Origin of the sequence: Agrobacterium tumefaciens, assembly GCF_017726655.1 — a bacterium.
GTDB classification, from domain to species: Bacteria; Pseudomonadota; Alphaproteobacteria; order Rhizobiales; family Rhizobiaceae; genus Agrobacterium; species Agrobacterium tumefaciens_B.
The window spans coordinates 526,637-538,752 of sequence record NZ_CP072309.1 but is presented as its reverse complement, the minus strand read 5'-3'; the positions used below and the strand labels follow the sequence as shown (position 1 = coordinate 538,752).

The window sequence follows — 12,116 nt, the reverse complement described above, 5'->3', positions numbered from 1 at the left end:
GAGCGACGATGCTTCTGATCCATTGCCCCTATTGCGGGGAAGACCGTTCCGAACTGGAATTCCGCTGGGCGGGCGAAGCCCATATAGCGCGGCCGGAAAACATCGCCGATATCTCCGACGAGGCCTTCGCGGAGTATTTCTTCATTCGCGACAATGACAAGGGCGTCGTTTTCGAACGCTGGCGGCACATTCACGGTTGCGGCCGCTTCTTCAACGCCGCCCGCGATTCGGTGAGCGACAAATTCCTGATGACCTATAAGGCGGGTGAACCGAAACCCGATGCCGAAACGGTCCTTTCCGCAGAAAAGGGAGCCGGGCAATGAGCGGCGATTATCGTATCAAGGGTGCGGGCCGTCTTACTCCAGCGAGAACCGCGCGCTTTACATTCGACGGCAAGATTTATCCGGCACTGGAGGGTGATACCGTCGCCTCCGCGCTGCTGGCCAATGGCGTGCATCTGGTCGGCCGCTCATTCAAATATCACCGCCCGCGCGGTTTCCTCTCCGCCGGGCCGGAGGAGCCGAATGCGCTGATCGACGTGTCGCGCGACAGCCTGCGTAAGCAGCCCAACGTGCGCGCCACGGTGCAGGAAGTGTTCGACGGCGCGATCATCGCCTCGCAGAACCGTTTCCCGACGCTTTCCTTCGATCTCAGCGCCGTCAATGACCTCCTGTCGCCGATGTTTGCCGCCGGTTTCTACTACAAGACGTTCATGTGGCCGAAGGCCGCCTGGCACAAGATTTACGAACCGCTGATCCGCCGAGCCGCCGGTCTTGGCAAGGCGCCGAGCGAACCTGATGCCGATCATTATTCCGGCCGCTATGCCCATTGTGACGTGCTCGTCGCCGGTGCAGGCCTGGCCGGCCTGACGGCGGCGCTGTCGGCGGCAAAAACCGGTGCCAGCGTCATTCTGGTTGATGAGAATGCCGAGGTCGGCGGTGCGTTGCGCTTCGACACTGGCGCGGTGATCGACGGTCTGCCCGGTTATGAATGGGCGCAGAAGGTTCTTGCCGAACTGCAATCCATGCCCAACGTCCGGGTTCTGACCCGCACGACCGCCTTTGGATATTACAATCACAATTTCGTCGCGCTCGCCGAACGCGTCACCGATCATCTCGCGACACCGGCCAAACACCAGCCGCGCGAGCGCCTCTGGCAGGTCCGTGCCAAAAAGGTCGTATTGGCGGCGGGCGCGATCGAGCGCCATATGGTTTTCGCCAATAATGACCGGCCCGGCATCATGCTGGCTTCAGCGGCCCGCATTTATCTCAACCATTATGGTGTGTCCGTCGGCCACAATGTCGGTGTCTACACGGCGCATGACTCAGCCTATGAGACGGCTTTCGATCTGAAGAAGGCCGGGGTGAAGATCGCCGCCATCGTTGATTGCCGTGAGAACCCGGATCAGCGTCTGCTGGATGAGGCCCGGGCGCTCGGCATCGAAGTGCTGGCGGGCCACAGCGTATACAACACCGCCGGCCGCCTGCGCGTATCCTCGATGACCGTCGGACGCAATGGCGGCTCCAACAAACGCAAGATTGCCATCGATGCGCTTGTCGTTTCCGCCGGCTGGACACCGTCGGTGCATCTTTTCTCCCAGTCGCGCGGCAAACTGAAATTCGACGCGGCGAACCAGCGCTTCCTGCCTGACGTCCATGTCCAGAACTGCGTCTCCATCGGCGCCTGCAACGGCACGGATGATCTTGCCGCAATCATTGCCGAAGCCGCAGCGGCTGGCGGCGGATCGGTCGCGTTTTCGGGCGAGAATGCCAGGGCGTGGACTGGCGGCATGATCGGTGCGGCGGAAGGTGCTGGCGAGGGAACCGGAGTCAAGGCGTTCATCGATTTCCAGCACGATGTCTGCGCCAAAGATATCCGCCTTGCGGTTCGCGAGGGCATGCATTCGGTCGAGCATATCAAGCGCTTCACCACAAATGGCATGGCGTCCGATCAGGGCAAGATGTCGAACATGCATGGCCTCGCCATCGCATCGGAAGCGCTGGGCCGGGACTTGCCCAAGGTCGGTCTCACTACCTTCCGCCAGCCCTATACGCCGGTTACCTTCGGCACGCTCATCAATCATTCGCGTGGCGCGCTGTTTGATCCGGCGCGCAAGACACCGATGCACGACGAAGAACTCGCGGCCGGTGCGGTGTTCGAAGATGTCGGCAACTGGAAGCGTGCCTGGTTCTTCCCGCGTGCAGGCGAGGACATGCATGAGGCGATCAACCGCGAGTGCAAGACGGTGCGTGACAGTGTCGGCGTGTTCGATGCCTCCACGCTGGGCAAGATCGAGGTGGTTGGCCCGGATGCGGCAAAGTTCCTGAACCTCATCTACACCAATGCCTGGGACACGCTGAAGCCCGGCCGCTGCCGCTATGGCATCATGACCCGTGAAGACGGCTTCGTTTACGATGACGGTGTCGTCGGGCGTCTGGCCGAGGACCGCTTCCATGTGACGACGACGACGGGCGGTGCGCCGCGTGTTCTCCAGCACATGGAAGACTATCTTCAGACCGAATTTCCGGATCTCGATGTCTGGCTCACGTCGGCCACCGAACAGTGGGCGGTGATTGCCGTGCAGGGACCGAAGGCGCGGGAGGTGATCGCACCTTTCGTCGAGGGTATCGATATCTCGCCTGACGCATTTCCCCATATGGCGGTGGCCGAGGGCAAGTTCTGCGGCGTGCCGACGCGGCTTTTCCGCGTCTCCTTCACCGGTGAACTCGGTTTCGAAATCAATGTGCCTGCCGATTATGGCGCAGCTGTCTGGTCCGCGATCCGCGACCGGGCGGAAGCCGTGGGCGGCTGCCTCTATGGCACCGAGACGATGCACATCCTGCGTGCCGAAAAGGGCTATATCATCGTCGGTCAGGACACGGATGGCACGGTGACGCCTGACGATGCCGGGCTTGCCTGGGCCGTCTCCAAGAAGAAGACGGATTTCGTCGGCATTCGCGGGCTGAAACGCATCGATCTCACGCGGAGCGGCCGCAAGCAGCTCGTCGGTCTGAAGACGAAGGACCGGCTGACCGTACCGGACGAGGGCGGTCAGATCGTTGCCGATCCGAACCAGCCAAAGCCGATGACCATGCTCGGCCATGTGACCTCGGCCTACTGGTCGGAAAATCTTGGCCATTCCATTGCTTTCGCCCTGGTGGCGGATGGCAGGGCGCGCATGGGCGAAACGCTCTACATCCCGCTTGCCGATAAAACCATTGCCGTCGAAGTGACCGACATGGTCTTCCTCGACAAGGAAGGAGCCCGTCTCAATGGCTGATATGCTGCACGCGAAACGCAAATCCGTACTTGAGGATTTTCACGGCGGCTCGCCCTTCGTGTCTCTGAAGCCAGCGGCTTCGGCCTCGCGGCTGGCATTGCGCGCACGGGAAAGCGCCATCCCTGCCTTGTCAGAAGCGCTTGGTCTTGCCCTGCCGATGAGGCCGAAAACATCTGTCACCTCGGGCCTGCGCTCCGCCCTGTGGCTGGGGCCGGATGAATGGCTGGTGATTGATCAGGGCGAAAGCGACCTGTTGGCGGCGCTTGCCAATGTGTCCGGTCTGTTCTCGGCAACAGACGTTTCCCATCGCAACAACGCCATCATCGTGTCGGGTGCGGGCGCTGAAGCTGCGCTAAATGCCGGCTGCCCGCAGGATCTGTCGCTTGCGCGTTTCCCGGTCGGCGCCTGCTCACGCGCCGTGTTTGGTAAGGCGGAAGTTGTGCTGCTGCGCACGGCAGATGACACGTTCCGGGTGGAGTGCTGGCGTTCTTTCGCGACCTATGTCGGCGGTTTGTTGCAGGAAGCGGCGCAGGACGTGATGATATAAGATGTTGAAGAAAAGGGTGCCAAGGATCTACCCAAAAACGTCCTGGAGCATTTTCAGACGAAGCGTGTTCGCTTCGGCGTCGGACAATGGGGCAAAGCGAAAGGGATAGAGCATTAATTGTGATCCCGTAATCACCGTAAATACTCTAGGTCTGCCAACCTCGCCACTCGACCCATCGCCCATGGAAATCGGCTCGGCCGATTTCCTGCTTCTCGCCCGTAGGCCATAGTTGCAGGGTGATCGCGGCACCATTGGGAGCCGCATCTGCCTCCATCTGGAGGCGAGCAAGCGGAGCCTCTGCCGTTGCCCGCGCTCCGGCCTCTGCCATTAGCGCCTCTCCCGCCTCTTTGAGGTGGTCCGGCAGATATTGCCAGGCGATCGAGTGGTAGATCACGTGCGTCGCGCCTTCATACCGCTGCGCCAGGCGCGATTTTAGCCAATCAACCGCGTCAGCCTTTTCGACATGCAGGCCGTGTTCCTGCGCAAGGCGCAGTGCTGCCACTGTTCTTTCCAGCCTGTCCGTCTGGTCGGCCCAGACGTAAGAGATCAATCTCAGCCGATCCTCCTCAGATGACGGGTCAAGCGGATTGAGATCGCAGCCGGCGCGCGAGATAACCTCAATCTCTTCACGGGGCGGGTTCCCGCCGTGCCACTCCGGTGACAGGAGTACCTCCGATTGCGGACCCCAATCGAGGTCACCCAAACGATACTGGTAGCGGTCGAATTGCAGATTGAGCCCAGCGCTGGCACCAATTTCCGAAAGCACAAGCCTCCTGCCGGTCAATGTCGCGAGCGTAAGGAAACCGGGTAAGAGAACGGCTGATCGGCGAACCTCGTTGGTCTGCGGAGCCGATTTCAATCGTTCGAGAATGAAGGCAGCGTGGAAACGCAGGGCACTGGCACAGGCACGCCAAAGCGCGTCCTCATCGTCAGGGCCGATATCGACAAGAGGGGCGATCTTTTCCTCAATCGCAAGGGCATGCAACGCCCCGGCCAACCGCAGGGGAACGGAATCGCCGGAAGGTCCAACATCGCCGGGCCAGGACAAGATAGTCTCGCCCACCTCGGTCTGCCGGTCGAGCCGTGTGGCGACAACGCGACAAAGCTGCGCGGTAAAGGGAGATCCGAGGCTGTCACAGGCTTTTGCCTGAACCAGAAACGCATTCCTTACGGCTTCGTCATGCATGCGGGTCCTCCCTGCCTGCGCCTCAGGCGTCCTGTGGCCGATCTTGTGCGTTAAACTGGCTGATCGTCGTCCAGCGGGCGGTGAGGGCAGGTTTCTTTTCGTTTTCGATTTCCACCGTCACATCGTAAGTCGTCATCAACATGGTGGCGCCGCGAAAGCGGGTTTCTGCCAGCGTGAAACGACCGCGCACCCGCGCACCGCTTTTGACAGGAGCGACGAAGCGGACGGCGTCAAAGCCGTAATTGATGCCCATGGTTTGCTCACGAATACGGGCCAGGGCCTCATAGTTGAGGGCTGAAAGAAGAGAGAGCGTCAGAAATCCATGGGCGATGGTGCCGCCGAACGGGCTTTCTGTTTTCGCTCTCTCTGGGTCGGTGTGAATGAACTGGTCATCGAGCGTCGCTTTGGCGAAGGCATCGATCATCGACTGGTCAACCGTAATCCAGTCGGAAACGCCCATTTCGCTGCCAACGTGGTTTTTCATATCCGCCAGCGCAATTTCTTTTGTCATATTACCTCGTCCGCATTGGTTTACCGCGACTTATACGGCTGGTGACGCGACGTGATCAACCGCGCAGATAAAAGACAACCGAACGGGCTGGAAGGAAGGCGGGATTGCCGAAATCCGTACCGATCGCGGACCAGCCATCGCCCGGCAGGGCGAACGGCACGATGTTCCGGCTGCGGTTGATCAGCACGGCTAGCTCTGCGTCTTCACCAGTTTCACGGTCCAGAGAGAAAAGCACCATGGCGAAGGCCTGCACCTCCTGGCTTTCCCAATCTGCCACCGTCATCTCCTGACCGCCCGGTGCGAGCCAAACGACATCACCGCGCCCGGTGAAGAAATCGGCCTTGGCAAACACATCGAAGCGCCTGCGCAATGTGGCAAGAAACGCCGTATGGTCGATCAATTCGGGGACAAGCGACGACCAGTCGACCCAGCTGATGGCGTTGTCCTGACAATAGGCATTGTTATTGCCCTGCTGGCTGCGCCCTCCCTCGTCGCCTGCCGTCAGCATCAATGTGCCGCGACTGACAAAAAGCGTGGATAGTAACGCTTTCACATCCGCAAGCCGCGCTGCCATGATGGCAGGATCGTCCGTCAGACCTTCGAAACCATTGTTCCAGGAATGGTTGTCGTTATGGCCGTCGCGATTGTTCTCACCATTTTGATCATTGTGCTTGCGCTCATGGCTGACGAGGTCGAACAGGGTGAAGCCGTCATGGGCGGCAAGAAAATTGACGCTCCGGCTTTTAGTCCGCCCGTGTCTGGAGAAAATCGGCGACGAGCCGGATAAGGCATCAGCGAGTGCGCCTGTCATGCCGGCATCCCCACGCCAGAAACGGCGCATGTCGTCGCGGGCGCGGTCGTTCCATTCGAGAAAGCTTTCCGGGAAATTGCCAAGCTGATACCCGCCGGGCCCGATATCCCAGGGTTCAGCGATCAGCACCCGGTCGTACAAAACAGGATCGGAATGCATGGCGGCCAATGTTTCGCTGGCCATGTCGAAACCCGCCGCGGTTCTCCCGAGCACGGGTGCCAGATCGAAACGGAAGCCGTCCACCCCCGCATGAAGAACGAAGTGTCGCAGCGAATCGATGATGAGCTGGCGAATATAGGGGTGGTCGCAGGCGACTGTATTGCCGGTGCCGGTATCGTTGACGAGCTCGCCCGGCTTTCCCGGCATGTGACGGAAGGCGGTGAGATTGTCGAGGCCGCGCAGCGACATGGTCGAACCCTCGATATCGCTTTCACCGGTGTGGTTGAAGACCAGGTCAAGAATAACGCCGATGCCCTGCGCATGCAATGCCGCAACCGTGTCGCGCAGTTCCGGCACGCCGCCCGGGCAAAGGCGCGGATCGAGCGCCATGAAGCCAATCGGATTGTACCCCCAGGCGTTGGAAAGACCGAGAGGCGGCAAATGTCGTTCGTCTATCCACGCCGTGATTGGCATCAGTTCGACCGCATCAACGCCGATCTTTTTCAGATGGGCGAGAATGGCGGGATGCGCAAGCGTCGCGACGGTGCCCCTGATATCGTCGGGTACCTCAGGATGCAGCTGGGTGAAGGATTTGACGGCGAGTTCGTAAATCAGCCCGCCTTCGGCAAAAAGTGGCGGCTGGCGTTGAAGCGGGTGATGATGGGAAAGAATTGCCTTGGGCACGATGTGGCCCGTGTCCTGACCAAAGGCATGTAGCGCGGGATCGTGGCGAAACGGGCGGTCAATTTCCGTTGCATAGGGGTCGAGTAGCAGCTTTGCCGGATCGAACCACAGACCATGGTCGGGTGAATAAATGCCGTGGGCGCGAAAGCCATAGCGTGTGCCGGTGCTGGCGTCGGAGACAGTCAGCCGGTGAACATCATCCTCGCCGCGCACCATCGGCAGGCGCGCCGATTCTTTGTCACCGGTTTTATCAAAAAAAAGGCAGAGATCGATCTGGGAAGCATGCCGCGAATAGACCGCGAACTCCGTTCCGTTTTCCGTCCGCTGCGCGCCTTTGGGAAAAACGGAAGGTGTCTGCATGCTCTCTCTCTAATAGGGTATTTGCCTCATAAAAGGCGCCGACAGTCTTAGGAACGAAACCTTCCCTCTGTCATCCACGGGCTTGACCCGATGATCCAAACCCCGGACACCCAGTAGATCCTCGGGTCAAGCCCGAGGATGAAGCCGAGTGTGACGAGGGTTGCTTCACTCTCGCAAACCCATCGTCATGCGCGCGGCGCCGGCTCCGCTGGGGTCAGCGTCGCGGTGGCCTCAGGTAATAACGCTCGGCGCGCTGCGCCCGGTATGGGCCTTGATGCCCGCGATCGTATCGGCAACGGCGATCAGATCGGCGAGTGCTTCCTGCGTTTCGATACCGTGCCGTGCTGCATCCGGCTCGTAACGCTCGACATAGAGACGAAGCGTGGCGCCGGCCGTGCCTGTGCCGGAAAGACGCAGCACGATGCGCGAGCCGCCTTCAAAGAGAATGCGTATACCCTGGTTCTTGCTCACGGACTGGTCGACCGGGTCGTGATAGGCAAAATCATCCGCCGAAGCGACCTTGAGATTGCCGTAGCTGGTGCCCGGCAACGTCGCGAGCTTTTCACGCAGGATGGCCACGAGCGTGTTGGCGGCGTCGGCGTCAACCTCTTCGTAGTCATGGCGCGAATAATAGTTGCGGCCATACTCCGCCCAATGTTTGGTGACGATGTCCTTGACGCTTTCCTTGCGAACGGCAACGATATTCAGCCAGAAAAGCACGGCCCACAGACCGTCTTTTTCACGCACATGGTTCGAGCCGGTGCCGAAACTCTCTTCGCCGCACACCGTAACCTTGCCGGCATCCAGCAGGTTGCCGAAAAACTTCCAGCCGGTCGGTGTCTCGTACATGCCAAGGCCGAGCTTTTCCGCGACGCGGTCCGCCGCGGCGCTGGTTGGCATCGAGCGGGCGATGCCTGAAATGCCGCCAGCATAACCGGGCGCCAGTTTGGCATTGGCGGCAATGATGGCAAGACTGTCCGACGGCGTGACGAACATACCCTTGCCGACCACCATGTTGCGGTCACCGTCGCCATCGGAGGCGGCACCAAAATCCGGGCCCTCCGGGCTCATGACGTCGTCGTAAAGCTCCTTGGCATGGACAAGGTTCGGATCTGGGTGGTGGCCACCGAAATCCGGCAGCGGCGTCGCGTTGCGGACCGAACCCTTGGGCGCACCAAGCCGCTTTTCGATGATCTCGACGGCATAGGGGCCGGTAACCGCGCTCATGGAGTCGACCACAACCTTGAAGCCACCGGCGATGAGTGCACGAATGGCATCGAAATCGAACAGTTCTTCCATGAGGGCCGCGTAATCCGCGACCGGGTCGATCACCTCGACCGTCAGGTCGTCCACCTTGAAGCTGCCGGCCTTGTCGAGGTCGATATCGGCAGCGTCGGAGATTTTGTAGCTGTCGATGACTTTGGAGCGGGCATAGATCGCGTCCGTGATCTTCTCAGGGGCGGGACCGCCGTTGCCGATATTGTATTTGATGCCGAAATCTTCGGTCGGGCCGCCGGGATTGTGGCTCGCGGAAAGCACGATACCGCCGAAGGCCTTGTATTTGCGGATGATGTTGGATGCGGCCGGCGTGGAAAGAATGCCGCCCTGACCGACCATCACCTTCCCAAAGCCGGCGGCTGCGGCCATCTTGATCGCTTTCTGGATGACTTCGCGGTTGTAGTAACGGCCGTCACCACCGATAACCAAGGTCTCCCCTTGGAAGCCTTCGAGAGAGTCGAAGATCGACTGAATGAAGTTCTCGGCGTAATTTTCCTGGGCAAAGACGGGCACCTTCTTGCGCAGTCCTGAAGTGCCCGGTTTCTGATCCTGATAGGGCGTCGTCTGAACGGTCTTTATCATTGGTTCAATGGCCTTTCGATATAAGCTGGTTGTAAAGCGCGGCGTAAAGAGCGGCGCTCTTTTCCCAGGAAACATCGGATTTCATTCCGAGTTTCTGCATTTGTGTCCAGAGTTTGGGGTCGTGATAATAACGGACGGTCCGACGGATTGCCTGTTTGAGGCCATCGAGCGTCACCGGTGAAAACTGTACGCCCGTCGCCGATTTATTAGCGATCGCGGCATGATTGGCGTCGATGACGGTATCGGCAAGCCCGCCCGTGCGGGCGACGACCGGAATGCAGCCATAACGCAGCGCATAAAGCTGGGTAAGCCCACAGGGCTCAAAGCGCGAGGGAATGATGATCGCATCGCACCCCGCCTGCATCAGGTGCGACAGCGGCTCATTATAACCGATGGCGACGCCGACACGGCCATGGTGGCGGGAGGCTGCCGCCAGAAGTGCCCCTTCCAATGCCACATCGCCGGCGCCAAGCACGACGAGCCGTCCGCCGAGGGAAACGACCTCATCCACCGCATCGGCCATGAGATCGATGCCCTTTTGCCAGGTGAGGCGGGAGATGACGCAGAATAGCGGGCTGTCATCAGCATCGATCCGGAAATGTTCGGCGACGGCCTTCTTGTTTAACGCCCGGTTCTTTAGGTTGGCTGCGGAGAAATTGTCATGGATCAGGTGATCGGTTGCCGGGTTCCAGACGTTGGCGTCGATGCCGTTGACGATGCCATGCAACACGTGCGCGCGGCTGCCGATGACCCCGTTGAGACCCATGCCGAATTGTGGGGTGAGGATTTCCTCTGCATAGGAAGGGCTGACCGTGCTGAGCGCGGTTGCCGTCTGCAGGCCGCCCTTCAGGAAGCTGACATCGTTGTAATACTCCACGCCTTCCATGCTGAACGCATGGGCCGGCAGGGCAAGCTTGCTGAAGATGTTGGCGCCGAATTGCCCCTGGAAAGCGATGTTGTGGATGGTGAGCAGGCTCGGAATCTCAGGCGTTTCGGCATAACGCATGTAGACCGGCGCCATGGCGGCTTGCCAGTCGTGAGCATGCACGAGATCCGGGCGCCAGCCCGGAAATTCGCCAGCCGCAAGGCGTGCTGCCGCCAGCGAAAGCGCTGCAAAGCGCCTCCAGTTGTCAGGATAATCCTTGCCGGTCTGGTCGAGATAGGGGCCGCCGGAGCGCTCGTAATAGGCAGGCGCATCAAGAATAAGGAGATCAAGCCCCTCGTGCCGCGCTTCGAGCACCTCGGCTTTTTCGCCGAGAAGATCGGTAAATTCGAAACATTTGACGGCATCCGTCACAGCGGCTTTTACAGCCGGGTATCCGGGGATCAGAGTCCGCGTCTTGATGCCAAGCGCTTCCAGCGCGATGGGGAGCGCGCCGGCAACATCGGCGAGCCCTCCAGTCTTGATCAGGGGATAAATTTCGGATGAAACCGAAAGGACATTCATCGGCGCTACAGGTCCAGCTTGTCGATCATCGATTGGGTGATAAGGCAGATGCCGTTTTCAGTGCGGCGGAAACGTTTGGCATCCAGTTCAGGGTCTTCTCCTACAATCAATCCTTCCGGAATGACCACGCCATGGTCGATCACGACATTGCTGAGCTGGGCGTGACGCCCGATCTTCACACTCGGCAGTACTACGGCATTCTCAAGGCGTGAGTATGAATTGGCTCTGACGCCTGTGAACAACAGGCTGCGGTTCAGCGATGCGCCCGAAATGATGCAATCACCGGAAACGACCGAAGAAACGGCCGAACCGCGGCGGTTCTCGTCATCGTGCACGAATTTAGCCGGCGGGGTGATTTCCGCATAGGTCCAGATCGGCCAGGATTTATCGTAGATATCGAGGTCGGGCACGATGTCCGTGAGGTCGATATTGGCCTGCCAATAGGCGTCGATCGTGCCGACGTCTCGCCAGTAAGGGCCATGCTCGAAATCCGAGCGCACACAGGAATCCGCGAAGCGATGGGCGACGGCTTTGCCATGCTCAACGATATAGGGAATGATGTCCTTGCCGAAGTCGCGGCTGGAGGTCGGGTCGGCGGCATCACGGCGCAGCGCTTCCATCAGGAATTTCGTGTGGAAGACATAGATGCCCATGGAAGCGAGCGCGAAGCCTTCATTGCCGGGAATACCGGGCGGATCGGCCGGCTTCTCGATGAAATCGATGATCTCGTCTTTTTCATTCACATGCATCACGCCGAAGCCGGTCGCTTCCATGCGCGGGACTTCAAGGCAGCCGATCGTCACGTCGGCACCGGAATCCACATGCTGCTGCAGCATGTATTCGTAGTCCATTTTATAGATATGGTCGCCGGCGAGGATGACCATGTATTCCGGCCCATAGGGCTCGATGATGTCGATGTTCTGGTAAACTGCGTCTGCGGTGCCTTCATACCATTGCGTTTCTGAAACGCGCTGGGAGGCGGGCAGGATGTCGAAGCTTTCGTTGCGTTCAGGACGGAAGAAGTCCCAGCCCCGCTGCAGGTGTCGAATAAGCGAGTGCGCCTTGTATTGGGTGGCGACGCCGATACGGCGAATGCCGGAATTGAGCGCGTTGGAGAGCGCAAAATCGATGATGCGCGCCTTGCCACCGAAATAAACGGCGGGTTTTGCCCGGCGGTCTGTCAACTCCTTGAGGCGGCTGCCTCTGCCGCCCGCGAGGACATAGGCCATTGCATCACGCGCCAAAGGCTGAACTCTTTTTTCCGACATGGT

9 protein-coding genes are annotated in these 12,116 nt (G+C 59.7%); 3 read left to right on the top strand and 6 right to left on the bottom strand.

Features of this window, described 5'->3' with window-relative positions; genetic code table 11:
• The first annotated feature begins 8 nt into the window (after nucleotides 1-8).
• From AT6N2_RS16580 to AT6N2_RS16570, 3 genes are read left to right on the top strand one after another with little or no spacing between them, the layout of a single operon-like run.
• Nucleotides 9-323 carry a sarcosine oxidase subunit delta gene (locus tag AT6N2_RS16580; protein WP_063947158.1) on the top strand — a complete coding sequence of 105 codons (315 nt, stop codon included), beginning with the start codon at nucleotides 9-11 and terminating at the stop codon, nucleotides 321-323.
• Nucleotides 320-3,280 (top strand): sarcosine oxidase subunit alpha, encoded by a 2,961-nt coding sequence (locus tag AT6N2_RS16575; protein WP_209090268.1) that lies wholly within the window; start codon nucleotides 320-322, stop codon nucleotides 3,278-3,280. Before AT6N2_RS16580 ends, AT6N2_RS16575 begins: the two co-directional genes overlap by 4 nt.
• Entirely contained in the window at nucleotides 3,273-3,827 is a 555-nt protein-coding gene (locus AT6N2_RS16570; protein ID WP_209090266.1) for a sarcosine oxidase subunit gamma, read from the top strand. Before AT6N2_RS16575 ends, AT6N2_RS16570 begins: the two co-directional genes overlap by 8 nt.
• Before the next feature lie 145 nt (nucleotides 3,828-3,972).
• Here the strand turns inward: AT6N2_RS16570 and AT6N2_RS16565 are convergent, their stop codons facing one another.
• The 6 genes from AT6N2_RS16565 to glgC all read right to left on the bottom strand — a co-directional run bounded on the left by AT6N2_RS16565 (nucleotide 3,973) and on the right by glgC (nucleotide 12,113).
• Complete coding sequence (locus tag AT6N2_RS16565; protein ID WP_209090264.1) at nucleotides 3,973-5,013, bottom strand: DUF2332 domain-containing protein; 1,041 nt, start codon at nucleotides 5,011-5,013, stop codon at nucleotides 3,973-3,975.
• Between the two features lie 22 nt (nucleotides 5,014-5,035).
• Nucleotides 5,036-5,524 (bottom strand): MaoC family dehydratase, encoded by a 489-nt coding sequence (locus AT6N2_RS16560; protein WP_209090262.1) that lies wholly within the window; start codon nucleotides 5,522-5,524, stop codon nucleotides 5,036-5,038.
• 55 nt (nucleotides 5,525-5,579) lie between these two features.
• Nucleotides 5,580-7,538 (bottom strand): glycogen debranching protein GlgX, encoded by a 1,959-nt coding sequence (gene glgX / locus AT6N2_RS16555; RefSeq protein ID WP_209090260.1) that lies wholly within the window; start codon nucleotides 7,536-7,538, stop codon nucleotides 5,580-5,582.
• Nucleotides 7,539-7,769: 231 nt separating this feature from the next.
• On the bottom strand, nucleotides 7,770-9,398 hold the full coding sequence (locus AT6N2_RS16550; protein ID WP_209090258.1) for an alpha-D-glucose phosphate-specific phosphoglucomutase: 1,629 nt from the start codon (nucleotides 9,396-9,398) through the stop codon (nucleotides 7,770-7,772).
• 4 nt (nucleotides 9,399-9,402) lie between these two features.
• A complete protein-coding gene (glgA, locus tag AT6N2_RS16545) occupies nucleotides 9,403-10,845 on the bottom strand; it encodes a glycogen synthase GlgA (protein ID WP_209090256.1) in 1,443 nt (480 codons plus the stop codon).
• Between the two features lie 5 nt (nucleotides 10,846-10,850).
• On the bottom strand, nucleotides 10,851-12,113 hold the full coding sequence (glgC, locus tag AT6N2_RS16540) for a glucose-1-phosphate adenylyltransferase (protein WP_063947166.1): 1,263 nt from the start codon (nucleotides 12,111-12,113) through the stop codon (nucleotides 10,851-10,853).
• Nucleotides 12,114-12,116 lie beyond the last annotated feature (3 nt).

What these genes read in the sequence shown, in the direction of transcription:
- AT6N2_RS16580 (WP_063947158.1), top strand. Translation starts at nt 9, where the DNA reads ATGCTTCTGATCCATTGCCCCTATTGCGGGGAAGACCGTTCCGAACTG.
- AT6N2_RS16575 (WP_209090268.1), top strand. Translation starts at nt 320, where the DNA reads ATGAGCGGCGATTATCGTATCAAGGGTGCGGGCCGTCTTACTCCAGCG.
- AT6N2_RS16570 (WP_209090266.1), top strand. Translation starts at nt 3,273, where the DNA reads ATGGCTGATATGCTGCACGCGAAACGCAAATCCGTACTTGAGGATTTT.
- AT6N2_RS16565 (WP_209090264.1), bottom strand. Translation starts at nt 5,013, where the DNA reads ATGCATGACGAAGCCGTAAGGAATGCGTTTCTGGTTCAGGCAAAAGCC.
- AT6N2_RS16560 (WP_209090262.1), bottom strand. Translation starts at nt 5,524, where the DNA reads ATGACAAAAGAAATTGCGCTGGCGGATATGAAAAACCACGTTGGCAGC.
- glgX (WP_209090260.1), bottom strand. Translation starts at nt 7,538, where the DNA reads ATGCAGACACCTTCCGTTTTTCCCAAAGGCGCGCAGCGGACGGAAAAC.
- AT6N2_RS16550 (WP_209090258.1), bottom strand. Translation starts at nt 9,398, where the DNA reads ATGATAAAGACCGTTCAGACGACGCCCTATCAGGATCAGAAACCGGGC.
- glgA (WP_209090256.1), bottom strand. Translation starts at nt 10,845, where the DNA reads ATGAATGTCCTTTCGGTTTCATCCGAAATTTATCCCCTGATCAAGACT.
- glgC (WP_063947166.1), bottom strand. Translation starts at nt 12,113, where the DNA reads ATGTCGGAAAAAAGAGTTCAGCCTTTGGCGCGTGATGCAATGGCCTAT.